We start from the raw sequence: 25,307 nt of genomic DNA on the forward strand, positions 1-25,307 counted from the left end.
CGGGGGGGGGGGGGGGGGGCGGCCCGGGGCGCCGGGGCCCCCGCCCCCGCGCCCGCCGCCCGGGGGGGGGCGGGGCCCCCCCCGCGGCCGACCCCCACCGGCCCGCACCGTACGAGCCGACGCCAAGCCTCAGGCCCCCCAGGCCCATCGGCGTCCGCCCCATTGGTTACGCCGACGCCCCCTTGTTGCGCGAGAGACGAGCAGGTAGACCTCCGTACCGAAGTGACCCCTGTCGGGCCCTCTCCGTGGAGGTACGCGTGCGCCTACCGAGACCCGTCCTGATCGCCATGGCCACCGCCACCGCGGCGGCCACGCTCCTGCTCACCCCGAACGGCGCCGCCGCCGACCCGACGCCACGCCCGGGGGCACCGGTCCGCGAGGGATCCGGCCCCTCTGACAGCGGTGGCGCCGCCGAGGTACCCGAGAGCGCCACCGCCCGCGCCCTGACCGCCCCGGTCACCGAACTCACCCCCGACGCGGGGACCGTACGCGGCTATCCGCGCGAGCGGGTCCTCACCCCGGACCCGGAGAACCCGGCCGACAAGTCCATCAAGCTGGGCCTGACCCCGTACCACGCCATCGCGCCGGAGCTGAACGCGCTGCAGCGGCTGGGTGACCGGGTGAGTGTGGAGGTCACGGGCCGTTCGGCCGGCGGGCACCGGCTGTATCTGGTCACCGTCACCGCGCCCGAGTCGGCCCGGCAGGCGCGCGCCCAGGAGCGTCTGCGCGAGCTGATCGAGAACGCGCCCGTCGCCGCCGCCGCGGACCCCGCCGTCAAGCGCGACTACAAGACGCCGGTCTTCTTCAACAACAACATCCACGGCAACGAGTGGGAGGGCACGGACGCCTCCCTCAAGCTGATCGAGAAGCTCGCCACGGCCCAGGACGGGTCCACCACCGACCTCCTCGCCCACCACCGCGTGTACTTCAACATCACCGCGAACCCGGACGGCCGTATCGCCGGCACCCGCGCGAACGCGGGCGGCTTCGACCTGAACCGGGACTTCGTGACCGCCTCGCAGCCCGAGGTACGGGCGATGCGGCAGATCGCGATCGACAAGCAGCCCGCGCTCATGGTCGACCTGCACGGATACGTCAACGGCACCCTGATCGAGCCGACGACGCCCCCGCACGGTGAGAACTACGAGTACGACCTCTTCCTGAAGAACACCTATGCCAACGCCCTCGGCATGGAGGCCGCCGTCAACAGCCTCGGATACACGCCCGAGGCGGACGGTGTCGAGCCCGCCCAGATCCCCTTCCGGGACCAGGAGGAGGGCTGGGACGACTGGCCGCCGATCTTCACCCCGCAGTACATGCCGTTCCACGGCACGGTCGCCGCGCACACGGTCGAGTTCCCGATGGCGGTGAACAACGACGAGTACGACGAGCTGCCCGTCACCGAGCTGCGCCGCCGCGCGTCGATCAACGTGGCCGTCGCGGGCGCGGCGATGCGTGCGAGCCTCGACTACGCCCGGACGCACCGCGGTTCACTCGTCGCCGACCAGATCGAGGTCTTCCGCCGGAGCGTGACGGGCGCCGCGCAGGTACCGGTCTCGCCGGAGACGGTGCCGGGTGTCCCGGGTATCGGCCCGGAGGACGTGTACACCACCGATTTCCCCCGCGCGTACGTGATTCCGACGGGCGCCGGCGCCCAGCGTTCGGCACCGGCCGCGGCCCGCCTCGTCGACCACCTGCTCGCCAACGACGTACAGGTCCGGCGGGCCACCCGGGACTTCGGGCTCGGCGTCGGCGGGAAGACGTACGCGAAGGGCTCGTACGTCGTCGATCTTCGGCAGCCCAAGCGCGGCATGGCCAATGTGATGCTGGCCGACGGCCGGGACATCAGTGACAAGGTGTCGGTGATGTACGACATCTCCGGCTGGAGCCTCGGCCGCCTGTGGGGCGCGACCGTCGACACCGTACGGACCTCGGAACTCACCGTGCCGGACCGGGCGGTGCACGCCGCCGCGAAGGTCGGGTACGTCGCGCCCGGTTCCACCCGGTGGCTGCGGCTGCGCCTCGACGACGCGCGGGAGATCGCGGCGCTCAACTCCCTGCTCGCGGACGGGGTCGCGGTGCGGAGGGCGGCCGACGGCAGTGCGATCGTGCCCGTCTCGGCCCGCCGGAAGGCCGTGGTCGCCGCGAGGACGTACGACGTGGTCTTCGACGCGACGAAGGAGAGCGGCGGCGCCCCGCTGCGGCGGGTCCGGGTGGCCGCCGCGGTCACGCCGGGTGAGCTGTTCGCGTTGCGGGAGATGAACTTCGACGTGGTCCCGGTGTCCACGGCCGTCCTCGACGCGGGCTTCGACTGGTCGCGGGCGGACGTCCTGTTCGCGTCCTCGGGACTGGACCCCGCGGAGCTCGCCCCGGCCGCGCGCGCCGCACTGGACACCTTCCTGGCCCGGGAGGGGCTGGTGGGCCGTGGTGCCACCGGAGCGGCCCTCAACGCCGCCGCCGGTCTCCTCACGGTCGACGTGGTGGAGGGCAACCCGGACGCCAACGGCGTTGTACGGGTGGTCAATTCGTCGGGCGGCGGTGTGACCGCGGGCGCCCCCGACCACAGTTTCGTCTACGCGCCGGTGTGGTTCACGGGCCTCGGAGCAGGGGTGCGCGTGGAGCAGTCGTATGCGAGCGGCGTGAGCGGGAGTCCGCTCGTCTCCGGACACTGGCGTGCGCTGGCGGACGGCAGCGGCGGGCCCGCGCAGGCCGCGGGACGGGCTGCGGTGGTGAGCGGGCCGCATGCCGTGCTGTTCGGCACGGAACCGCTCTTCCGCGATCATCCCAAGGGAGAATTCGCGCAGGTGGCACGGGCGTTGCTGACAGTGTCCTGAGAGACAGGGACCCAGCACACAGAGATCCGAGGAGAGCACGGATGGCACAGGAGATACACGGCACCGTCGCCGAAGGCTTCGAGGCGGTGCGCGAGGAGTTCGCGTCCGTCGTCGCCGCCGAACGCCCAGATCACGCGGGCCAGTTGAGCGCGTACGTGCGGGGGCGGCGGGTCGTCGATCTGTGGACCGGCGCGGACACGGACGGCGACACGCTGTTCGGTGTCTTCTCCTCCTCGAAGGGGGCGGCCCACCTGGTGGTCGCCCTGCTCGTGCAGGACGGCACGCTGGAGCTGGACCGCGAGGTGGCGTACTACTGGCCGGAGTTCGCGGCGGAGGGCAAGTCGGCGGTGACCTTGCGGGAGCTGCTGGCCCACCGGGCGGGTCTGGTCGGGTCGGACGCGGGCTTCACCCTGGACGAACTGGCCGACGACCGGGTGGTCGCCGAACGGCTGGCGGGCCAGCGCCCGTTCTGGCGGCCGGGCACGGCCTTCGGCTACCACGCGCTGGTGATCGGCGCGCTCACGGGCGAGGTCGTCCGGCGGGTCACCGGCCGTACGCTCCAGGAGGTCTACGAGGAGCGGGTCCGCGCGCCGTACGGGCTGGGCTTCCATCTGGGGCTGCCCGAGTCGGAGGAGCACCGCTACCTGTCGGTGCGGCCGATGGCGCCGACACCGCCGGAGCAGGCGTTGCTGGACGCGACGCCGAGGGGCCCGCACACGTTGGCCTCGATCGCTTTCAACGAGCATGCGCCGGGAGCCGTTCCGCTGACGGACTTTCCCAACTCGCGTGTGGTGCGGGCCCTTGGGCAGGCGTCGGCGGGTGGGGTCGCCTCCGCGCGCGGGCTCGCCGGGATGTACGCGGCGGCGGTCGGCGAGGTGGACGGGCGGGCGGCGCTGCTCAAGCCGGACACGGTGGCGGAGGTGGGGCAGATCCACTCCGTGGGGTACGACCTGGTGGCGCGGGCGCACAAGTCGTACGGGCTGGGGTTTCAGGCCACGGCCGACATGTGGCACCCGTTTCTGGGGGCGGGGGCCTTCGGACACAGTGGGGCGGGCGGGTCCCAGGGGTTCGCCGATCCGCGGAGTGGGTTGGCGTACGGGTATACGCGGCGGCGGATCGCGTTTCCTGGGGGTGCGGCGCCGGAGAACCAGCGGCTGGTTCTCGCGGTGCACGCGGCGGCGCTGGCGCTCGCCTGAGCGCTGACTCGTGCGCCGGGGGGGGTGGGTCGTCGGCTGGGGGCCTGTGGGGGCCGAGCCACAAGATTGCGCCGTTCCCCGCGCCCCTAAAGGCAAGGGATTGCGCCGTTCCCCGCGCCCCTGAGGGCAGCGGATTGCGTTGTTCCCCGCGCCTCTGAAGGGCGTCCTTCAGGGGTGCGGGGGAGCGTGCGGTCGGTCACGGCGGGGTTCTGGCTGTCAGAGTGTGACGATCATCTTGCCGGTGTTGTCGCCTCGCAGGACTCCGAGAAACGCCTCCAGGTTGTTCTCGATGCCCTCGACGACCGTCTCGCGGTACTTGAGTTCGCCCGAGGCGACCCAGGGGCCGATCTCCTGGACGAACTGCGGCTGCAGGTCGTAGTGGTCGCCGACGAGGAAGCCCTCGATACGGCCGCGCGTGGCGATCAGCCGGGCGAGGTTCTTCGGGCCGGGGGCGGGCTCCGTGTTGTTGTAGACGGAGATCATTCCGCAGACGGCGACACGGCCGCGCAGGTTGAGGGAGCCGATGGCGGCCTCCAGGTGGTCACCGCCGACGTTGTCGAAGTAGACGTCGACGCCGTCCGGGGCGGCCTTCCTGAGCTGCTCGCTCACGGGTCCGCTCTTGTAGTTGAAGGCGGCGTCGAAGCCGTACTCCTCCACCAGCAGCTTGACCTTCTCGTCGGAACCGGCCGAGCCGATGACCCGCGAGGCGCCCTTGAGCCTGGCGATCTGGCCGACCTGGCTGCCGACGGCGCCGGCCGCACCGGACACGAAGACGGAGTCGCCCTCCTTGAAGGAGGCGACGCGCAGCAGGCCCGCGTACGCGGTGAGGCCGGTCATGCCGAGGACGCCGAGGTACGTGGTAAGGGGCGCGGCCTGGGGGTCCACCTTGACGGCCTGCTTGGCGTCGAACACGGCGTATTCGCGCCAGCCGAAGTGGTGCAGGACGTGGTCGCCGACGGAGACGCCCTCCGCGTTCGACGCGACGACCTCGCCGACCGCGCCGCCCAGCATGACCTTGCCCAGTTCGAAGGGGGCGACGTACGACTTCGCCGCGCTCATGCGGCCGCGCATGTACGGGTCCACGGAGAGGTGCTTGTTGCGCACCACGATCTGGTCCTTGCCTGGCTGCTTCAGGTCGGCCTCGACCAGGGCGAAGTCCTCGGGCTTCGGGACGCCGACCGGGCGGCTCACGAGGTGCCATTCACGGTTGACGGTGGGGAGCTCGGCTGTGTCGGTCATGAAGAGCGCCTTTCCTGGTGCAACGATTTCCACACATGAGAATGCTTCAGTAGGTGAAACAACCATGCTCCTGAATATTTCATGATGTCAAGTAACCGGGTAGCCTGTCGGGCATGTCCGCACAGAAGACTCCCTCGTTCGACCCACTGACCCTTGAGGTCGTCGACCTCATCGGCACGGTCGTGGCCCGTTACCACGAGGAGTACGAGGAGGCGGCGGCGGAGCACGCGCTGACGGGGGCGCAGGCGCGGCTGCTGAGTCTGCTCTCGCTGGAGCCGCTGCCGATGCGGCGGCTGGCCCAGAAGCTCAAGTGCGAGCCGTCGAACGTGACGGGGATCGTGGACCGGCTGGAGGCGCGAGGGCTGGCGGAGCGGCGGCCGGACCCGTCCGACCGCCGGGTGAAGCTGGCCGCCGTGACGGAGGAGGGGCGGGCTGTCGCCCGGAGCCTGCGGTTGTCCCTGCGGTTCGCGCGGGAGCCGCTGGCCGGGTTGTCGCGCGACGAGCGGATGTCGCTGCGGGGCCTGCTGCTGCGCATGCTGGCCGATCCCACCGGGCCGAAGGACCCCACCTCGCCCGCTGGGTAGGCGGGCCCCCGGGGGGCCGATTGCGCCGTTCCCCGCGCCCCTTCAGGGGGTGGGGGTCCGACCCTTCAACGCGGTCCGCGACCCAGTGGGGGTTGCTCGCGCCGTTCCCCGCGCCCCTAGGGGGTGGGGGTTCGACCCTTCGACGTGATCCGCGGCCCAGTGGGGGTTGCTCGCGCCGTTCCCCGCGCCCCTTCAGGGGTTCGGCTGGCCCTTGGACGTAACTCGCGGCCCAGTGGGGGCTGGACGCGCCGTTCCCCGCGCCCCTTCAGGGGCGCGGGGAACGGCGCAATCTTTTTGGGGGCGCGGGCCACCCCCGCCGGGTCGCACCTCTCAGGCCCGCTGCGTACCCCCGCGGCCAGCGGCTACGTGCACCACCACAAGAAGCGGTCGCACGGCTCCGTGGGGGTCGGTTCCGGGTCGGGGGCCGGGTCGTCCGTCGTGGGGCCGGGATCCGGCGTACCCGGATCCGACGCCTCGGGGCCGGACGGGACGGAGGCAGGAGCGGAGGACGTCGGACGGGCCGCCGACGACGACTGATCGGCCGACACCGACTCGGCCCCCTCCTCGTCCTGCTCCTCGTCGCCCTTCTTGCCCTTGTCATCCTTGCCGTCCTCGTCCTTCTCGGACTTGTCGGACTTCTCCGACTCCGAGGCGGAGGGCGACACCCCCGGCGACCCGGCGCCCCCTCCCCCGGACGCCTGCGCCCCGTCCGCGGAGGCCGAGGACCCCCCGGACGCCTCCTCCCCGGCGGACGCCTTCGGCTCGGAGGACGGCGCCTCCATACCCAGCTCGGCCAGACTCAGCCCGCCGGCCGCGAGCAGCAGCCCCGCCGCCACCAGGAGCACCCGCCTACGCCGCCGCCGGTGCAACGCGGCCTTCCGGTCCCGCCGGTTCGCCCGCACCCCCCGGCTCCCGCCGCGCGTGCCGCGCCCGCGCCCGCGCCCGGCCCGGCGCCCCGCGCCGCCCTCCGGCTCGGAGCCCTCACCCTCGCCCTCGCCCGGCGCGTCGTCACGCCCGTCGGAGTCCTCGCGGTCGTCCAGGGAGGCCGCGTACTTCCGGCACGCTTCGGCCGATGTACCGCACCCCGGGCAAGCGAGGGCGCCGTTGAGGTGCCGTTGGCACGGGAGGCAGTAGTCCATGACGCCGGAAGACTAAACTCCGCTCGGGTCACGTTCACAGGCGCAGCTGTGAAAGTTCTGTGCTGAACTGCCCGTTCCGGTGTGCCGGTTGAGGACAGGCCCGACCATTCCCCGCCTTCCCTCGCCATCTCACCGAAACCGTTCTTCGTTCGACCCATTGACACTTCCCCCGCGCAATCCTTACTGTCTGGCCAGCATTTCGAACGTGTGACGAAATCTCGAACAGTCGAAACAGATTCGTAAAAGCAGCCGCAGAGCACGACAAGGGGCATTCTCCGTGCGCATCACCGGAATCAGCACACACGTGGTCGGGACGCCATGGCGCAACCTGACCTATGTCCAGGTGCACACCGACGAGGGCATCACCGGGGTCGGTGAGACCCGCATGCTGGGGCACACCGACGCGCTGATCGGCTATCTGCGCGAGGCGCAGGCCAATCACATTCTCGGTTCCGACCCCTTCGCCGTCGAGGACCTCGTCCGCCGCATGAAGTACGGCGACTACGGGCGCGCCGGCGAGATCGTGATGTCCGGTATCGCCGTGATCGAGATGGCGTGCTGGGACATCAAGGGCAAGGCCCTGGGCGTGCCTGTGTGGCAGCTGCTCGGCGGCAAGGTCACCGACCGCGTGAAGGCGTACGCGAACGGCTGGTACACCACGGAGCGCACCCCGGAGGCGTACCACAAGGCGGCCCAGGCGGTCGTCGCGCGCGGGTACAAGGCGCTGAAGATCGACCCCTTCGGGACGGGTCACTTCGAGCTGGACCACGAGCAGTCGCTGTACTCGGTCTCGCTGATCGAGGCGGTCCGCGACGCGATCGGTCCGGACACCGAGCTGATGCTGGAGATGCACGGCCGCTTCTCGCCGGCCACGGCCATCCGGCTCGCCCGCGATCTCGCGCCCTTCAAGCCCGCCTGGCTGGAGGAGCCGGTCCCGCCGGAGAACCTGAAGGCGCTGGAGAAGGTGGCGGCGAAGGTAGACATCCCGATCGCGACCGGTGAGCGTATTCACGATCGCATCGAGTTCCGTGAGCTGTTCGAGAGCCAGGCCGTGGACATCATCCAGCCGGACGTCGGCCACCTCGGCGGCATCTGGGAGACCCGGAAGCTGGCGGCGACCGCCGAGGCCCACTACGTGCTCGTGGCGCCCCACAACGTCGGAGGCCCGGTCCTCACCGCCGCCTCCCTCCAGGTCGGCTTCAGCTCCCCGAACTTCAAGATCCTCGAACACTTCAACGACTTCGCGGACGCGGACATCAAGAAGATCGTGAAGGGTGCCCCGCAGGTCGTCGACGGCTACTTCGAGCTGTCGCACGAGCCCGGCCTGGGCGTCGAGCTGGACACGGACGCGGCGGCGGAGTTCCCGCAGCAGCAGGCGCGCTTCGACCTGTGGGCGGACGGCTGGGAGCAGCGCAAGCCGAAGGGTGCCGCCAAGTGACGCCGCCCGGCGCCGAGTTGTACAGGGGTCTGTGGCAGGCTGTGCACCGCCGCCGGACGCCGTCGAGGCCGCTGTGGTCGCACGCCGCGGCGGACCGAAGGGGATACCTCCCCCTCGGGACCCCGCCCCGCCCCACCGCCACGGAGCAGTCATGAGCGCCGCACCCCAGGCCGTCGTCATCGAACGGCCGGGCGAGCACCGGCTGGCCCCCCACGAGCCCACGGCACCCGCGGCCGGCGAGGCCCTGGTACGGGTCCACGCGAGCGGGATCTGCGGCAGTGACCGCGAGGTGTACCAGGGCAACCGCCCCGAGGGATACGTCCGTTATCCGCTGACCCCGGGCCACGAGTGGTCGGGGACGGTCGAGGCGGTCGGCGGCGGGGTGCCCGAGGGCCTCGTGGGCCGCAAGGTGGTGGGTGAGGGGTTCCGCAACTGCCAGGTCTGCGACCGCTGCCACGAGGGCGAGACAACGTTGTGCACGGCCGGCTACGAGGAGACGGGCTTCACCCAGCCCGGCGCCATGGCCACCACGCTCACGCTGCCCGCCCGCCTGCTGCACGTCCTCCCGGACGACGCGGACCTGACGGCGGCGGCGCTCCTGGAGCCCGCGGCCTGTATCGCGGCGGCGGCGCTGAAGGCGAACGCGCGGCCCGGCGAGCGGGTGGCGGTCGTCGGCACCGGCACGCTCGGCATGTTCGCCGTGCAGTTCCTGAAGGCGGGTTCGCCCTCGGAGCTGCTGGTGGTGGGCACCCGCCCGGACCGTGAGGAGCTGTCGCGGACATTCGGCGCGAGTGACTTCCGTACCCGTGACCAGGAGCTGCCCGCCGACTTCGACGTGGTGATCGAGACCGCCGGGTCGGCGACCGCGGCGACCACCGCGGCCGCTCTGCTGCGGCGCGGCGGGCGTCTGGTGCTCACCGGCATCCCGGCCGCGGGCGCCGAGGGTCTGGACCCCACGGACCTCGTCGTACGGCAGTTGGAGGTGCACACCGTGTTCGGCGCTCCGCCGGAGGCCTGGGCGCACACGGTACGGGTCTTCGGCGCGGGTCTCCTCGATCCGCTGCCGCTGGTGACGCATGAACTTCCGTTGGACGCGTTCGCCCACGCCATCGAGCTGGTGGGGTCCGGCGATCCGAAGGTCGGCAAGGTGCTGCTGCGCCCCTAGGGGTTCCAGTTCCGCCGGCCCCCCGATCCGTACGCCGGTGCGGAGACCTGACGCTCCGCACCGGCGTACATCCACCGACACGAACCATGTCCGACATATCGAACGCATACTTTGCCAGAGCTAAGGAACGCTTGTGACCGACGCTTCTCCCAGAGCGGCCCGTCGACCCGGCGAGCAGGCGCTCGCCGCGCTCGGCCTGGGCGCTCCCGCCCTGTCCCCCGCCGACGCCTCACCGCACTCCTTCCCGGGCGGCGGCCGGTGGCGTACCGAGATCCCCTCGTGCGAGGGTCCCGAGGCGCTGGCCGTGGTCCTCAAGGAGGCCTCGCGGCTCGATGTGCCGATCCACCGGATCAGCCAGGGCAGCGGCGTCTGGATGCTGACCGACGCCGAGATCACCGAGATGGTCGACGCCACCGCCGAGCGCGACATCGAGCTGTGCCTCTTCACCGGTCCGCGCGGCACCTGGGACATCGGCGGCTCGACCCGTACGGACTCGCGGGGCGGCGGGACCAGGGCCCGTGGTCACGATGCGGTGGCGGGCTGTCTCGAAGACGCCGTACGCGCAACGGAGTTGGGCGTAAAGTGCCTCCTCGTGGCCGACGAGGGCGTGCTGTGGACTCTGCACAGGGCCCGTGTCGCCGGAATCATCCCGGCCGACACCACGCTCAAGGTCTCGGCGCTCATCGGTCCGGTCAACCCGGCCGCGTACGCCGTGTACGAGCAGCTCGGCGGAGACTCGATCAACGTGCCCAGCGATCTCACGCTGGACCATCTGACGGAGATCCGCAGGGTCAGCGCGGCCCCCATGGACATGTACATCGAGGCTCCCGACGATCTCGGCGGCTACGTGCGCATGTACGAGGTCGCCGAGCTGATCCGGCGCGGCGCACCGCTGTACCTGAAGTTCGGCCTGTCCAAGGCTCCCGGGATCTACCCGTACGGCCACCACATGAGGGAGTTGACGCTGTCCACGGCACGGGAGAGGGTGCGGCGCGGCCGGCTCGCCCTGGACCTGCTGGCACGGCACGGGGCGGACGGCGACATGGCGCCGCTCGGCTCGCGGCTGCCGGGGACACTCCAACGTTTTGACATTCCCTCATAACGTTCCGACTACACCCCCTTCACAAAAGACGACGCGGCCGAACACAATCCCACACACCTCCTCTCGGTCGTTCCGAGCTACACCACCTTCACAACTGAAGACCGAGCCTCCGTCAGAGCATCAAGGAAGATGATCATGCGCAATCGCAAGGCAGCCCTCTCCGCCATAGCCGCGGCAGCCTCCCTCGCCCTCACCCTCTCCGCCTGCGGGCAGGACAGTGACGGCGGCAGCGGTGACGGTGACAAGGCAGACGCGAAGGGCTCCACCGTCGGCATCGCCATGCCGACCAAGTCCTCCGAGCGCTGGATCGCCGACGGCGCCAACGTGGAGAAGAACCTCAAGGCGGCCGGCTTCAAGACCAAGCTCGCCTACGGCGAGGACGACCCGGACACCCAGGTCTCGCAGATCGAGAACATGATCACGCAGGGTGTCTCCGCGCTGATCATCGCGGCGATCGACAACAAGTCGCTCGACAACGTTCTCAAGCAGGCCAAGGAAGCCGACATCCCGGTCATCTCCTACGACCGCCTGATCCTCAACTCGCCGAACGTCGACTACTACGCGTCGTTCGACAACGAGAAGGTCGGCGAGCTCCAGGGCGGCTACATCGTCGAGAAGCTCGGTCTGAAGGACGGCTCCAAGAAGGGCCCGTTCAACGTCGAGCTCTTCGCCGGCTCGAACGACGACAACAACACCCAGTACTTCTTCAAGGGCGCGATGAACGCCCTGCAGCCGTACATCGACAAGAAGCAGATCGTCGTCAAGTCCGGCCAGACCAAGCTCAACCAGGTCACCACCCTGCGCTGGGACGGCGGCACCGCCCAGAAGCGCATGGACGACCTGCTCACCTCGGCGTACAAGAGCGCCAAGGTCGACGCGGTGCTCTCGCCCTACGACGGCATCTCCATCGGCATCCTGTCCGCGCTCAAGTCGGACGACTACGGCTCCAAGAGCAAGCCGCTGCCGATCGTCACGGGCCAGGACGCCGAGGTCGCCTCGGTGAAGTCGATCATCGCCGGCCAGCAGACGCAGACGGTCTACAAGGACACCCGTCAGCTCGCCGAGGTGGCCGCGAAGATGGTCGACGCGGTGCTGAACGACAAGAAGCCCGAGACGAACGACACGAAGACGTACAACAACGGCGCGAAGGTCATCCCCGCGTTCCTGCTGGACCCGGTGAACGTCGACAAGTCCAACTACAAGGAGATCGTCGTCGACTCGGGCTACATCAAGGAAGCCGACCTCAAGTGACAACCGCCGTTCTCTAAGGATTGGAAGGCACGACCATGGCGGGACCCGTCCTGGAAATGCGCTCGATCGTCAAGACCTTTCCCGGCGTCAAGGCGCTGTCGGACGTCTCTCTGAGCGTCCGGCCGGGCGAGGTCCACGCCATCTGCGGGGAGAACGGCGCCGGGAAGTCGACCCTCATGAAGGTCCTTTCCGGCGTCCACCCGCACGGGACGTACGAGGGCGACATCCTCTTCGAGGGTGAGCCCTGTACGTTCAAGGACATCAGGGCGAGCGAGCAGCACGGCATTGTGATCATCCACCAGGAGCTTGCCCTGGTGCCCTACCTCTCCATCGCGGAGAACATCTTCCTCGGCAACGAGCACGCCACGCGCGGGTTCATCAGCTGGACCGAGACGCTGAAGCACGCGACCGAACTGCTGCGCCGGGTCGGGCTCGACGAGCACCCCGACACCCGTGTCGCCGACATCGGCGTGGGCAAGCAGCAGCTCGTAGAGATCGCGAAGGCTCTGTCGAAGAAGGTGAAGCTGCTGATCCTCGACGAGCCGACGGCGGCTCTGAACGACACGGACAGCGGCAAGCTTCTGGAGCTCATCCTGGGTCTCAAGGACCAGGGCATCACCTCGATCATCATCTCGCACAAGCTCAACGAGATCGAGACGGTCGCGGACTCGGTGACGATCCTGCGCGACGGGCGGTCCATCGAGACCCTCGACGTGAAGGCCGCGGAGACCACCGAGGACCGGATCATCAGCGGCATGGTCGGACGCGACCTCGACCACCGCTTCCCGGAGCGCACGCCGCACGAGACCGAGGTGGGCGCGGCTCCTGCCCTGGAGATCCGCAACTGGACCGTGCACCACCCGATCGACCAGCAGCGCAAGGTGGTCGACGACGTGTCGATCCAGGTGCGCCGCGGGGAGATCGTCGGTATCGCCGGGCTCATGGGCGCCGGGCGCACGGAACTGGCGATGAGCGTCTTCGGGCGCACCTACGGCCGGTACGCGGGCGGCACCGTCCTCAAGGACGGCAAGGAGATCCGTACGAAGACCGTGTCCGACGCGGTCAAGCACGGCATCGCGTACGTGACCGAGGACCGCAAGCACTACGGCCTCAACCTCATCGACACCATCAACCGGAACATCTCGCTCAGCGCGCTGGGCAAGGTCGCCAAGGGCGGTGTCGTCGACGAGCACGCCGAGCGGCAGGTCTCCGAGGGCTTCCGCAAGTCGATGAACATCAAGGCACCGACCGTCTTCGAGCCGGTGGGCAAGCTGTCGGGTGGCAACCAGCAGAAGGTCGTCCTCAGCAAGTGGATCTTCGCGGGGCCCGACGTGCTGATCCTGGACGAGCCGACCCGCGGTATCGACGTGGGCGCCAAGTTCGAGATCTACACGGTCATCGACAAACTGGCCGCCGAGGGCAAGGCGGTTGTCTTCATCTCCTCCGAGCTGCCCGAACTGCTCGGAATGTGCGACCGCATCTACACGATGTCCGCCGGGCGGCTGACCGGTGAGGTCCAGCGGGCCGAGGCCACGCAGGAAGTGCTGATGCGCCAGATGACGAAGGACAAGAGGTAAGACCGATGAGCACGAATGTGACCGCCAAGTCCCCCGCGCCGGCACCCGCCGGCAAGGGCGGCTCGACAGGCGGCGGCGACGGCCTGCTGCAGCTGATGGTGGACGGCATGCGCCGCAACATGCGGCAGTACGGCATGCTGATCGCGCTGGGCCTGATCGTGGTGCTGTTCGCGGTGTGGACGGACGGCGACCTGCTGCTGCCGCGCAACGTCTCCAACCTGGTGCTGCAGAACAGCTACATCCTGATCCTCGCGATCGGCATGATGCTCGTCATCATCGCCGGCCACATCGACCTGTCGGTCGGCTCGCTCACCGCCTTCGTCGGCGCGGTGGCGGCCGTACTGATGGTCAAGCACGACCTCCCCTGGCCGCTGGCCGTGGTGCTGTGCCTGCTCATCGGCGCCGCCGCGGGAGCCGCGCAAGGCTTCTTCATCGCGTATCTGGGCATACCCTCCTTCATCGTCACCCTCGCGGGCATGCTGACCTTCCGCGGTCTGACGGAGATCTTCCTGGAGGGCCAGACGCTCGGCCCGTTCCCCGAGGGTCTGCAGAAGGTCTCCAACGGCTTCCTTCCCGAGGTCGGCCCGGACACCAACTACCACAACCTCACGCTGCTGCTCGGCTTCGCGGTGATCGCGTTCATCGTGCTGCAGGAGGTCCGTGACCGCAGGCGGCAGCAGGAGTTCGCGCTGGAGGTGGCGCCCACCAAGCTGTTCCTGCTGAAGATCGTGGCCCTGGTCGCCGCCGTGCTCACGGTCACGATGATGCTCGCCAGCTACAAGGGCGCCCCGGTGGTGCTGCTCATCCTCGGCGTCCTCGTCGTCGGCTTCGGCTATGTGATGCGCAACGCCGTCATCGGCCGCCACATCTACGCCATCGGCGGCAACCTGCCCGCGGCGAAGCTGTCCGGCGTGCGGGACAAGAAGGTCACCTTCCTGGTCTTCCTCAACATGGGCATGCTCGCGGCGCTGGCCGGTCTGGTCTTCGCGGCCCGCTTCAACGCGGCCTCGCCCAAGGCCGGTGTGAACTTCGAACTGGAGGCCATCGCGGCCTCGTTCATCGGCGGCGCGTCGATGAGCGGCGGCGTGGGCACGGTCCTCGGCGCGATCATCGGTGGTGTCGTCCTGGGCGTGCTCAACAACGGCATGAACCTCGTCGGCGTCGGCAGCGACTGGCAGCAGGTCATCAAGGGCCTGGTGCTGCTCCTGGCGGTCGGCTTCGACGTCTGGAACAAGCGCAAGGTCGGTTCGTAACGTGCAGGTGGGGCCCCGTGGACGTACGGTCCACGGGGCCCCATTTTGCTTTGTGCGCGTCAGGAACCACTTGACGTCCCGGGAAGACAGGAACCGGTGAAAGAACTGGTGAAGGAACTGGTGAAGGAACTGGTGAAGGAACTCTTCGGCGAGCTCTCCGACGGAACGAAGGTCCACCGCTGGTCGCTGGAGAACGGCGGCACACGGCTGAGGGTCCTGTCGTACGGCGGCATCGTCCAGTCACTGGAACTCCCCGACGGCCGCGGCGGGTACACCAACGTCTCGCTGGGTTTCGACACCGTCGAGGCGTACGAGACGTCCAGCCCGTTCTTCGGCGCGATCATCGGCCGGTACGGCAACCGCATCGCCAAGGGCCGGTTCAGCCTCGACGGTGAGGAGCATGTGCTGCCCGTCAACGACGGCGGCCACAACCTGCACGGCGGGCCCGAGGGCTTCGACCGGCGGATCTGGGACATGGAGGAGTTCGCGTCCGGCTCCGACGTGGGCCTGGTCCTGCGGCGCACCAGCCCCGACGGCGAGATGGGCTACCCCGGCACGCTCACCGTGCAGGTCACCTACACCCTCACCGCGCGGGGCGACTGGCGCGTCGACTACGAGGCGACCACCGACCGCGCCACGGTCGTCAACCTGACCAACCACGTGTACTGGAACCTGGCCGGCGAGGACGGCGGTTCGGTCCACGACCATGTGCTGCTGGTCGCCGCGTCCCGCTACACACCGGTCGACGCGGGACTCGTCCCCACCGGCGAGCTGGCCGAGGTCGCGGGCACACCCTTCGACTTCCGTACGCCCAGGCCACTCGGGGCCGACCTGCGGCGGGACGATCCCCAACTGCGGTACGCCAAGGGCATCGACCACAACATGGTCCTGGACAAGGGCCTGACGGAGCGGCCCGAGCACATCGCGCACCTGAGGGAGCCGGTCTCGGGCCGCACCCTGAGGATCGCGACGACCGAGCCCGGCGTGCAGCTCTACACCGGGAACTTCCTGGACGGCACCCTCGTCGGGACCGGCGGCCGGGCCTACCGGCAGGGCGACGCGGTGTGCCTGGAGACCCAGCACTTCCCCGACTCGCCGAACCGCCCGGAGTTCCCGTCGACCGTGCTCAGGCCCGGTGGGACGTACCGCTCGACGACGGTCCATTCGTTCAACATGTAACCACCCTTCACAGGTGGTTCACAACTTCCACATCGATTCACAGTCGTTGAACAGGGACACACAGGCGCACGTACTTAGAGGCGGCCCGGGTATCCCCGCTCGGGCCGCCGCCCGCGTACCCGCTCGGGCCGCCCCTCAAGGACGGAGGGTCCATGGCCGAGAATGTCACCTCGCTGTTCCGCACCGGCGCGCACAGCCCCTCGATGGCCGCGCTGGCACGCGAGAGCGGGGAGGCGGGTCCACTGGACTTCTGTATCCCGTGCAATCCGTACTTTCCCTCGCCCAGGATGATGGACGAGCTGACCCACCGGCTGCGCGAGATCATCACGTACTACCCGAGCAGCGCGGACACCATCACCGCCGAGCTGTGCAACCTGCTGCAACTTCCCCCGCAGTGCGTGGCGATGGGCAACGGGTCCACCGAACTGATCACCTGGATCGACCACTTGCTGGTCCGGGAGTCGCTCGCCATTCCCGTCCCCACCTTCGGCCGCTGGACCGACCAGCCGCTGGAGACCGGCAAGCGCGTCGACATGTTCCCGCTCCAGGAGAGCAACGGCTTCGCGCTCGACCCGGCGCAGTACATCCAGTTCATCCGCGCCCGCGGCACCCGGGCGGCCGTCATCTGCAACCCGAACAACCCCGACGGCGGCTTCCTGCCCAAGCAGACGATCCTGGCCTTCTGCGACGCGCTCGCCGACCTCGACCTGATCGTCATCGACGAGTCGTTCCTGGAGTTCGCCGACGCGGAGAACGAGCCGAGCATCGTCGAGGAGGCGGTGATGCGCCCCAACGTCATCGTGCTGCGCAGCCTCGGCAAGAACTTCGGTCTGCACGGCGTGCGGTTCGGCTACATGGTGGCCAACCCGGGCCTGGCGGGACGCATCCGCTCGATGCTGCCGAAGTGGAACCTCAACGCCTTCGCGGAGACCGTGGTCTTCATGCTCAAGGACTACGGGGCCGAGTACGTGGAGAGCCTGCACATGGTGCGCCGCGACCGGCTCGACATGGCGCGTCAGCTCTCCACGCTGCCCGGCCTCACCGTCTACCCCTCGCAGGGCAACTTCCTCTTCGTGCGCCTCCCCGTGGGCGCCGAGGGCACCGTGGTCCGGGACCGACTGCTCACCGAGCACCGGATCCTGGTCCGCGAGTGCGGCAACAAGATCGGCTCGTCCAGCCGCTTCGTGCGGCTCGTGGTACGCCCCCAGGAGGACGTACGCCGTCTGGTGGTCGGCCTGGAATCGGTGCTCTACGGGACGACCAGGCGGGGAGCCGCCGTGCCCGAACTGAACCAAGCGACCAACTACAGCTCGGGGACCGCGGCGGTCGACCGGCTCGTCGGCTCGACCAACGGGCAGGGCTATCCGGGGCTCGCGGGCGCGGCGAACGGGATGGTGCAGCAGCCTCAGCAGCTTCCGCAGCAACTTCCCCAGCAGCCGCAGCAGTTGCCGCAGCAGCCGCAACCGCTCGTCGCCGCGGCGAACGGCATGGTCGGGCAGCCGCAGCCGTTGACCGCGGCGCAGACGCGGGGGACGACGGGCATGCCCGGGGGGCTGACCGCCGTGGCTGCCCAGGGGCAGCCGCAGGGGTTCCCCCAGCAGGGGTTTCCGCAACAGGGGTTCCCGCCGCAGCCTCAGGCGATGCCGCAGCCTCAGCCGGTGCCTCAGCAACAGTCCGGCGGCTGGCCGAACACGCCGGGGGCGTCCAACGGAGCGGGGTGGCCTGCGGCCGGCGGGGCCAACCGGGCCGGCTGACCCCGGGTGCGGCCGGCGCGCTTCAAGACTGCGCAGTTCCCCGCGCCCCTCAAGTCCCGCGCCGCCGCCCGTCCGGCTCAAAGACTGCGCAGTTCCCCGCGCCCCCAGAACCGCGCGCCGCTGCCCGCGCGCCCCAAGACTGCGCAGTTCCCCGCGCCCCTTGGTTCTCAGGGGCGCGGGGAACTGCGCAGTCTTGTGGGGCACGCGGGCCCGCGGGGCTAGGCCGCGTTGAACCGCCACTGCTGGCAGTTGTTGTTCAGCCAAGTCCACTGGCGGACATCCGCCCCGTCGGCGGAGGAGCAGTCGGCGACGTCCGCCACCTTCTCACTCGCCTGGTTGACGATCCGCACGTAACCCCCGCTGGTGGCGAGGAACCGGAACCGCTGGCACGTGTTGTCGAGCCAGGCCCACTGCCGCAGATCCGCCCCGTCCGCCACGGAGCAGTCCGCCGTGTCCAGCACCTTCCCGGACCCCACGTTCACCAGCCGGCTCGTATCGTCGCCCCGGTCCTCCACCCGCCATTTCTGGTGGTTCCCGCCGTTGCAGGTGTACTGCTGCACATTGGCCCCGTCGACCGTCGAACCGCCCGCCACCTCCAGGCACTTGCCGCTGTTGCGATTGGTCAGCGTGTACGTCGTGGACGTGCTCGACGGCTCCCCCGACGGCCCCGCGAGGCTCGCCCCGAGCCCGACCGGCGTACCGAGGTTCGGCGACCCGTCGGAGTTCCACGTGAACTTCTGCGCCCGGGTCGTCCGCCCGTTGTCGCAGCCGTCACTCGCGCTGTCATTGGCGTGGTAGACGATCCAGCTCTCACTCCCGTCGGGTGAGGTGAAGAGGCCGTTGTGGCCCGGCCCGTACACTCCCGCGCTGTCGTTGCGCTGGAAGACCGGCGTCGACTTCTTCGTCCAGGAGGACGCGGAGAGCGGGTTGGAGCCGGTCAGCGTCAGCTGCCCGAGCTTGTAGTCGGGCGTCCAGCACCCGCTCGCCGAGTAGATGATCCGCGTGACCCCGTTCCGCTGAAGCACTTCGGGCCCCTCGTTCACCGTCCCGCCCGACTTCTCCCAGTCGTACGTCGGCGTGGAGATCGTCGAGAAGGAACCGCTCAGCGTGTAGGGGTTGGACAGCGGCGCGATGACGAGGTTCTGCGTACCCCCGCTCGCGCTGCCCAGCAGATACAGCTGCCCGTTCAGGTTCAGCACGCTCGGGTCCAGCATCCAGGCGCTGTTCAGCTGGTTCTTGTACGTGTACGGGCCCAGTGGGTCGGACCCGGAGCTCTCCAGGACGTGGGTGCGCTGGGTCGGGACGTAGTCGGAGACGTTCTGCCCGGCGACGAAGTACAGGTACCACTTGCCACCGGAGTAGAAGAGCTCGGGCGCCCAGATGTTGCAGCACCGCGAGGCCGCGTCGCCCTTCCACACCTGCACGCTGGGCGCGGTCGCGAGCCCGCCCAGGGTCGGCGACTTGCGCATGGTGATGGCGTCGGTCCAACTCGTCGTCACCAGGTAGTAGTTGCCGTCGTGGTACGAGATCCAGGGGTCGGCGCCCTTCACGGACTTGACCGGGTTGGTGAAGGAGGCCGCGCTCGCCGAGGACTGCCCGAGCGACAGGGCGAGCACCAGCGCGGCCAGCAGGGTCAGTAGGCGACGGGCCATCCGCTGCTCCAGTTCAGGAGGTTGATGCCGAGTTTGGGAGTGCCGTTGTCCTGGCCGTCGTAGTAGTGGTAGACGATCAGGTCGCCGTCCGAGTCCGCCATGATCGACTGACCGCCGGGGCCGATGTACCGGCCGTGCGACTCCAGCACGGGTGTGCCGCCGTTGTTCATCAGGGAGACACCGTTCTTGTCGTAGTACGGGCCCGTGACACTGGTGGCCCGCCCCACCTTGACCTTGTACGTGGAACCGGTGCCGGCGCAGCAGGTGTCGTACGAGGCGAACAGGTAGTAGTAGCCGTTCCGCTTGACGATGGACGGCGCCTCGACGGCCTTGGTGCCGGTCGGGCGGGACGCGATCGAGTAGCGCGTGGTGTTGGTCGAGAGCTGCTTGCCGGTCGACGGGTTGATCTGGATCATCTTCAGCCCGGTCCACCAACTGCCGAAGGACAGCCACCACTTGCCGTCGCTGTCCACGAAGAGGTTCGGGTCGATGGCGTTGTGGTCGCTGGAGGTGGTGGACGTGTAGACCGTCCCGTAGTCGCTCCAGGAGCCCGGCAGCCCGGTCGTCGAGGCGGCGAGCCCGATGGCCGACTTGTTCGAGCCGAAAGTCGAGACGGCGTAGTACATCAGGTACTTGCCGCCCTGGTAGGAGATGTCGGGCGCCCATGCCTCGGTCGCGTACGACGACCACCAGCTCGGCTTGGTGCCGAAGGCGTCGGAGCCCGCGCTGAAGGCGATCCGGTTGGCCGACGTCTTGTGGCCGAGGCCGCCGCCGGTCGCGTACAGCAGGTACTGGCCGGACGAGGTGCGGATCATCGTCGGGTCGTGGACGACGGTGGAGCCGGTGACGGTGCCCGGGTTGGGGTACGCGGAGGCGGTCGTGGGGACGAGGGCGAGCAGGACCGCCGCGGGGAGGGCGAGGAGTGCGGTCCTGCGGCCGGTGCGGCGGGGAGTCCTGCTGGAGGTGGGACTCACGCGGATCCTCCTGGGAGTGGGGGGAGTCGACGAGGGGGGAAACTGACGGGGAGGGCTGACAAGGGGGAGACTCGTTCGAAATATCGGACAATGGTCATGACTTCGAACGGGATGGGATGACCCGGAACGTAGAATCGAACCCCTTGCGCGTCAACGGTTCGCACAGCCCCGCGCGCCCCGGTAAGCGTCGAAAGTTTTTCGGCGTCCCGGCTGTCTCACAACAGACTTGACGCTTCGTCACTTTGCCCAACCCACAGCGCTTCGACAGATTCCGTTTCTATGGTGCCGTGTTCATGACAGACACATCGATCGGACGTCGAACCGTGCTCATCGCCACGGGCGCCACCGCGGCCACCCTGGCCGTCGGTGCCACCCTCCCCGAGGCCCCCACCACGGCCCCCACTACGGCTGCCGACCAGCAGCCGGCCGCCGCCGCGGCCGTCTGCACCCTCACGAAGGAGATGACCGAAGGCCCCTACTATCTCGACGGACAACTCGTCCGCGCCGACATCCACGAGGACAAGACCGGCATTCCGCTGAAGCTCACGCTCACCGTCGTCGACGACGACACCTGCGTTCCGCAGAACAGCGCGCTGGTGGAGATCTGGCACTGCGACGCGCTGGGGGAGTACTCCGGATTCGTCGGCGGGAACGGGCACAACGAACCCGACAACGGCACGTTCCTGCGCGGCGGGGTCCTGACGGGCTCCGACGGCGTCGCGAGGATCACGACGGTCTACCCCGGCTGGTACCGGGGGCGGTGCGTCCACATCCACATCAAGGTGCACACCGACGTCACGCTGACCTCCGACGGCTCGTTCGAGGGCGGTCAGGAGCTGCACACCGGACAGCTGTTCTTCGCCGAGGCCATCACCACCAAGGTGGCGGCGGTGCCGGTGTACGCGGCCAACACCGTGACGCGGACGACGCTCGCGCAGGACGGCATCTATGACGACGGCGGCGCGGCTTCCGGTCTGCTGACGTTGACCGCGCTGGGCAGTTCGACGACCGCCGGGTACGCGGGTGCGTTGACGCTGGGCGTCGAGACCTCCTGATCGGCCGCGGGCCGGTGCGGGCGGGGGTGCGGACTCAACCCCCTCACCCCCGCCCACTGCGGCTGAGCACGCGCATCCCGCACGCGTCCACGACTCGCACCTGGAGCGAGCCGCACCCGCAGCGGGTCCAGACGGTGTGGCCGCCCGCGGTCCCGTGCCGGGACACCACCTGGAACGGCTCGGCGCGGTCCGGCCATCCGCAGTGGGGGCATGCCTCGACGGCGGGCGTGCGATGCGCTGTGCTGGTCATCCGGAATTCCTCCCGCAAGGTGGTGGGTCGGACCGTCGCGACACACCCAGGGTGTAACCCCGTGACCATCCACGTCCAGGTTGACTTTCCGGACGTGACCCTTAAGCCTGAGCTTCATGATTGATCTGCGCCGGCTTCATGTCCTGCGGGCCGTCGAGCACTACGGCACAGTCACCGCCGCCGCCAGAGCCCTGCACCTGACGACCTCCGCCGCCTCCCAGCAGGTCCGCCAGCTCGCCCGGGAACTGGGCGTCGACCTGCTGGAACCGCAGGGCCGCGGCGTACGGCTGACCTCCGCCGCGCGCAGCCTGATCACCCACGCCGACGCGATCCAGGCCCGCTGGGACCAGGCGGAACTGGACCTGCGCGCCGACCACGACGATCCGGCCGGACTGCTGCGGGTCACCGGCTTCCCGATGGCCGTCTCGGTGCTGATCGCCCCGATGGCGGCCCGGCTGCGCGAACGCCACCCCCGCCTCTCCGTCCGCATCCAGGAGGCGGTCGTACCCGAGCACTTCGACCTGCTCTTCGAGGGCGGCGCCGATCTCGCGGTCGTCGAGGCGACCTCCCGCAACCCCCCGATCGGAGATGCGCGCTTCGACCAGCAGCCGCTGCTGGACGACCCGTTCGACCTGGTCGTGCCGGACACGCACCGCCTGGCGGGGCGCGACAGGGTGGATCTCGCGGAGGCCGCGCGCGAGGACTGGATCGCGCCGGTCCAGGACAGCCCCTGCCGCATGCAGGTGCTGTCCGCGTGCGGTGCCGCCGGATTCACCCCCGACGTCGTCCACCTGGCGATGGACTGGAACGTGATGGCCCACCTCGTCGCGCACGGCCTCGGTGTCGCGCTCATCCCGCGGCTCGCCCATCTGACCCCCCACCTGCCGATCACCCGCGTCCGCTGCACGGGCGACCCGCACCGCAAACTCCTCACCTGCACCCGCGCCGGGGGCCACGAGCGCCCTGCCGTCGCGGCGGCCCTGGCCGAACTCCGGGAACTGGCGCCCACAGCGGTGGCGTGACCGTCACAGGGGGGCGCACTAGGGTGCCCCCCTGTCGGACCGTGGACGCGGGGCAGGGAAGGTGCGTGAGAGCCGTGGGGGTGCCGGGACACGGGGAGGACGTCGACGAACTGCTGCGGCTCGTACGGCGGCGGGGCACCGCGGCGGAGGTACTGGACTGGCTCGGCCGCCGGACCGGGGCGCACGTCGCGTGGATCGGCCGTGCGGGCGCGGTCGAGACGGCCACGGCCGGCTTCCCCCGGCGGATCGCGGAAGCGCTGACGGAACACGTGGAACGGCTGTCCGGCGGACGGCTGGCCGCGGCCACCACGCGGGTCGGCGAGCGGGAGGTACGCCTGGAGGCCTTCGGCGGACGCGGGCCGCGCCCGGTGCTGGTGACGGTCAGCGCGTCGGCGCTGTCGCGGGAGGCCGCCGCGCTGGCCTCGCAGGCCGGCGGCATCGTCGACCTGCTGAGCAGGGCGTCGGACGCCGACGGCGGCACCCGGGGGTACGAGGCGAAGGCGGCGCAACTGCGGTTCGCGGTACTGACCGCGCTGCTGGCCGGGGACGTCACCATGGCACGGCGGATGACCACGGGCGACGTCCCGCCGCTGCTGGACGCCGAGCGCGTGCGCGTCCATCTCCTGCACTGCCCGCCCGCCGACCGCGACCGGCTGACCAGGACCTATCTGGACTCCTCGGGCTACCACGGCCCGGGGCTGATGGTGAACTGCCCGGTGTTCAAGGAGCAGCTGATCTGCCCCGTGGCCGAGGACCCGGAACTGGGCGGCCGGTTCCGGCAGGATGAGGTGCTGCGACGGCTCGTCGCGGAGAACCAGGGGTACGCGCTGGGCGTCAGCAGGCCCCATCCGCTCGCCGCCACGGGCGAGGCCTACGGAGAGGCCGTGCACGCCCTGGCCGTCGCCCGCAACTCCCCCGGCCGGCTGGCCGCCTACCAGGGCCGGCCCTCGCTGGTGCACGTACTGCCGCGCCGGGCGGCCCTCGCCTGGGCGCGCGCCCACCTGGAGCCGTTGCAGGCCGTACCCAAGCCCACCCTGGACGTCGTCCGGCTGGCCGTGACGTTCTCCCGGTCCGGCGTGGCCCGTCTGCTGCACCTCAGCCGCACCACCGTCACGGCCCACTGCCGCCGGGCGGAGGAGGCGCTGGGCGTCGACCTCGGCGAGGTCCGCACCCGTGCCACGCTCGATCTGGCCCTGTCCCTGACGGCACTCCAGCCCGATCCCGCCGACAGCGCCGCCCAGGCCGACGCGGTCCAGCTGGTCGCGCCCCCGCTCGGGGAACTCCTGCGCGCCTCCCCCGCCACGGCGTGGGCGGAACCCTTCCTGCACCCCCTGCGCGACACCCGGCACCGCGATCTGTACCTCACCGTGGAGGCCTGGATCGACGCCAACACCGACGCCCAGCGGACGGCCGCGCGGGTGGGGTTGAGCCGCAACACGGTCCGCGCCCACCTGCGGGCCGCCGAACGCCTCCTCAACCGCGATCTGCTGACCACCGGTTCGGGCATCCACGACCTCGTGCACGCCCTGCGCGTGACGGGTGGACAGCGTGCACACCCACCGGCCGAATCTGGCCGTCGTGCACGGTGGTCGTCGGCGGACGTCGCCTCATAACGTGAACAGTGCGCGGCGAATGGCCCACGGGGGAGGTCATTCGCCGCGGTCGCGCCCCTAGGGCGCGCCCCTAGGCGCCCAGGGGCGCAAGGGGCCTCTCCCTCTCTTCCGCCCTCTCCTTGCGGTGGGCGCGGATCGAGTAGGTCAGCGCACCGGCCCACAGGGCGTACAGGAGCACGTACACGCAGACGCTCACCGCGCCGGGCGCGGCGACCCAGTCGCTCCTGAGCAGCGTACGGACGTTGGTGACGACGATGACTCCGCCGACCGCCGAGCCCAGGACCCGCGGGGGCAGCAGGCGCACCAGCCAGGCCGCGAGGGGCGCCGCGATCAGGCCGCCGATCAGGAACGCGGCGACCCAGCGCCAGTTCAGGCCCTGGGAGCCGAGGGAGAAGAGGAAACCGAGGCTGGCGGCGACGGCGACGAGGAACTCGCTGGTGTCGATGGACCCGATGACCTTACGGGGCTCCATCCGGCCGCCGGCCAGCAGCGCCGGGGTGCCGACCGGGCCCCAGCCGCCTCCGCCGGTCGCGTCCAGGAAGCCGGCGACCAGACCGAGCGGCGACAGGAACCGTCTGCGCAGCGGCTTGCCGAGATTGCCCGCGGGCAGGCCGCGAAAAGTGAACCGGGACATGACGTACAACCCGAGCCCGAGCAGGATCAGGGACATCACGGGCTCGGCGACCCCGGTGGACAGCCCCGACAGGACGGTCGCCCCGAGGAACGACCCGACGGCCCCCGGCACACCGATCCGGACAACGACCCTCCAGTCCACGTTTCCGAAGCGCCAGTGCGAGGCGCCGGACATCAGGGTCGTACCGATCTCCGCGAGGTGGACCGTGGCGGAGGCGACGGCCGGGTTGGTGCCCAGGGAGAGGAGCAGGGTGGTCGAGGTCACGCCGTAGGCCATACCGAGGCTGCCGTCCACCAGCTGGGCGCCCAGGCCCGCCAGGGCGAGCAGTACCAGCGTGCGCATCGTGCCGTGTCCGTCCCGTCGTGTCGCGGTGCCCCTCCGGAAAGCGCCTCGAAG

General features: G+C 70.0%; 20 protein-coding genes. 14 read left to right on the plus strand and 6 right to left on the minus strand.

Going from position 1 to position 25,307, the window contains the following annotated elements:
* Window positions 1–287 precede the first annotated feature (287 nt).
* Both ACIOKD_RS31545 and ACIOKD_RS31550 read left to right on the plus strand, forming a co-directional pair.
* A complete protein-coding gene (locus ACIOKD_RS31545; protein WP_402090873.1) occupies window positions 288–2,834 on the plus strand; it encodes a M14 family zinc carboxypeptidase in 2,547 nt (848 codons plus the stop codon).
* A gap of 41 nt (window positions 2,835–2,875) precedes the next feature.
* Window positions 2,876–4,030, plus strand: a complete 1,155-nt coding sequence (locus ACIOKD_RS31550; protein WP_402090739.1) for a serine hydrolase domain-containing protein — start codon at window positions 2,876–2,878, stop codon at window positions 4,028–4,030.
* Window positions 4,031–4,246: 216 nt separating this feature from the next.
* Here the strand turns inward: ACIOKD_RS31550 and ACIOKD_RS31555 are convergent, their stop codons facing one another.
* Window positions 4,247–5,269 (minus strand): NADP-dependent oxidoreductase, encoded by a 1,023-nt coding sequence (locus ACIOKD_RS31555; protein ID WP_402090741.1) that lies wholly within the window; start codon window positions 5,267–5,269, stop codon window positions 4,247–4,249.
* A gap of 113 nt (window positions 5,270–5,382) precedes the next feature.
* On the opposite strand from ACIOKD_RS31555, the gene ACIOKD_RS31560 reads away from it, so the two are divergent.
* Window positions 5,383–5,853: a MarR family winged helix-turn-helix transcriptional regulator gene (locus ACIOKD_RS31560; RefSeq protein WP_402090743.1), complete on the plus strand. Its 471-nt coding sequence runs from the start codon at window positions 5,383–5,385 to the stop codon at window positions 5,851–5,853.
* A 362-nt stretch (window positions 5,854–6,215) separates the two neighbouring features.
* On the opposite strand, the gene ACIOKD_RS31565 is transcribed toward ACIOKD_RS31560, so the two are convergent.
* Entirely contained in the window at window positions 6,216–6,992 is a 777-nt protein-coding gene (locus ACIOKD_RS31565; protein ID WP_402090745.1) for a hypothetical protein, read from the minus strand.
* Between the two features lie 277 nt (window positions 6,993–7,269).
* Between ACIOKD_RS31565 and ACIOKD_RS31570 the strand changes: the two genes are divergently transcribed.
* The 8 genes from ACIOKD_RS31570 (at window position 7,270) to ACIOKD_RS31605 (ending at window position 17,711) form a co-directional block, all read left to right on the plus strand.
* The gene (locus ACIOKD_RS31570; protein WP_402090747.1) at window positions 7,270–8,430 is read left to right on the plus strand and encodes a mandelate racemase/muconate lactonizing enzyme family protein; all 1,161 of its coding nucleotides are present in this window, start codon (window positions 7,270–7,272) and stop codon (window positions 8,428–8,430) included.
* Between the two features lie 151 nt (window positions 8,431–8,581).
* The gene (locus tag ACIOKD_RS31575; protein ID WP_402090749.1) at window positions 8,582–9,595 is read left to right on the plus strand and encodes a zinc-binding dehydrogenase; all 1,014 of its coding nucleotides are present in this window, start codon (window positions 8,582–8,584) and stop codon (window positions 9,593–9,595) included.
* A gap of 133 nt (window positions 9,596–9,728) precedes the next feature.
* Window positions 9,729–10,697, plus strand: a complete 969-nt coding sequence (locus ACIOKD_RS31580; protein WP_402090751.1) for a hypothetical protein — start codon at window positions 9,729–9,731, stop codon at window positions 10,695–10,697.
* 135 nt (window positions 10,698–10,832) lie between these two features.
* Window positions 10,833–11,948, plus strand: a complete 1,116-nt coding sequence (chvE, locus tag ACIOKD_RS31585) for a multiple monosaccharide ABC transporter substrate-binding protein (protein WP_402090753.1) — start codon at window positions 10,833–10,835, stop codon at window positions 11,946–11,948.
* A gap of 35 nt (window positions 11,949–11,983) precedes the next feature.
* Window positions 11,984–13,525: a multiple monosaccharide ABC transporter ATP-binding protein gene (gene mmsA / locus ACIOKD_RS31590; RefSeq protein WP_402090755.1), complete on the plus strand. Its 1,542-nt coding sequence runs from the start codon at window positions 11,984–11,986 to the stop codon at window positions 13,523–13,525.
* A gap of 5 nt (window positions 13,526–13,530) precedes the next feature.
* Complete coding sequence (gene mmsB / locus ACIOKD_RS31595; RefSeq protein WP_402090757.1) at window positions 13,531–14,778, plus strand: multiple monosaccharide ABC transporter permease; 1,248 nt, start codon at window positions 13,531–13,533, stop codon at window positions 14,776–14,778.
* Between the two features lie 132 nt (window positions 14,779–14,910).
* On the plus strand, window positions 14,911–15,957 hold the full coding sequence (locus ACIOKD_RS31600) for an aldose epimerase family protein (RefSeq protein WP_402090875.1): 1,047 nt from the start codon (window positions 14,911–14,913) through the stop codon (window positions 15,955–15,957).
* 152 nt (window positions 15,958–16,109) lie between these two features.
* The gene (locus tag ACIOKD_RS31605) at window positions 16,110–17,711 is read left to right on the plus strand and encodes a pyridoxal phosphate-dependent aminotransferase (RefSeq protein ID WP_402090759.1); all 1,602 of its coding nucleotides are present in this window, start codon (window positions 16,110–16,112) and stop codon (window positions 17,709–17,711) included.
* Window positions 17,712–17,929: 218 nt separating this feature from the next.
* Here ACIOKD_RS31605 and ACIOKD_RS31610 read toward each other — a convergent pair whose 3' ends face one another.
* Together ACIOKD_RS31610 and ACIOKD_RS31615 are read right to left on the minus strand one after the other, a co-directional pair.
* Window positions 17,930–19,363: a family 43 glycosylhydrolase gene (locus tag ACIOKD_RS31610; RefSeq protein ID WP_402090761.1), complete on the minus strand. Its 1,434-nt coding sequence runs from the start codon at window positions 19,361–19,363 to the stop codon at window positions 17,930–17,932.
* Window positions 19,345–20,337: an arabinan endo-1,5-alpha-L-arabinosidase gene (locus tag ACIOKD_RS31615; RefSeq protein WP_402090763.1), complete on the minus strand. Its 993-nt coding sequence runs from the start codon at window positions 20,335–20,337 to the stop codon at window positions 19,345–19,347. Before ACIOKD_RS31615 ends, ACIOKD_RS31610 begins: the two co-directional genes overlap by 19 nt.
* Before the next feature lie 293 nt (window positions 20,338–20,630).
* On the opposite strand from ACIOKD_RS31615, the gene ACIOKD_RS31620 reads away from it, so the two are divergent.
* Window positions 20,631–21,392 carry an intradiol ring-cleavage dioxygenase gene (locus tag ACIOKD_RS31620; protein ID WP_402090764.1) on the plus strand — a complete coding sequence of 254 codons (762 nt, stop codon included), beginning with the start codon at window positions 20,631–20,633 and terminating at the stop codon, window positions 21,390–21,392.
* A gap of 43 nt (window positions 21,393–21,435) precedes the next feature.
* Here ACIOKD_RS31620 and ACIOKD_RS31625 read toward each other — a convergent pair whose 3' ends face one another.
* Complete coding sequence (locus ACIOKD_RS31625; protein ID WP_402090766.1) at window positions 21,436–21,642, minus strand: hypothetical protein; 207 nt, start codon at window positions 21,640–21,642, stop codon at window positions 21,436–21,438.
* A gap of 116 nt (window positions 21,643–21,758) precedes the next feature.
* Here ACIOKD_RS31625 and ACIOKD_RS31630 point away from each other — a divergent pair, with 116 nt between their 5' ends.
* Both ACIOKD_RS31630 and ACIOKD_RS31635 read left to right on the plus strand, forming a co-directional pair.
* Window positions 21,759–22,664 (plus strand): LysR family transcriptional regulator, encoded by a 906-nt coding sequence (locus ACIOKD_RS31630; RefSeq protein WP_402090768.1) that lies wholly within the window; start codon window positions 21,759–21,761, stop codon window positions 22,662–22,664.
* A gap of 65 nt (window positions 22,665–22,729) precedes the next feature.
* Window positions 22,730–24,277, plus strand: a complete 1,548-nt coding sequence (locus ACIOKD_RS31635) for a helix-turn-helix domain-containing protein (protein ID WP_402090770.1) — start codon at window positions 22,730–22,732, stop codon at window positions 24,275–24,277.
* Window positions 24,278–24,347: 70 nt separating this feature from the next.
* Here ACIOKD_RS31635 and ACIOKD_RS31640 read toward each other — a convergent pair whose 3' ends face one another.
* Complete coding sequence (locus ACIOKD_RS31640) at window positions 24,348–25,253, minus strand: sulfite exporter TauE/SafE family protein (RefSeq protein WP_402090772.1); 906 nt, start codon at window positions 25,251–25,253, stop codon at window positions 24,348–24,350.
* Window positions 25,254–25,307 lie beyond the last annotated feature (54 nt).

This window comes from Streptomyces sp. NPDC087844 (genome assembly GCF_044742785.1).
GTDB lineage: Bacteria > Actinomycetota > Actinomycetes > Streptomycetales > Streptomycetaceae > Streptomyces.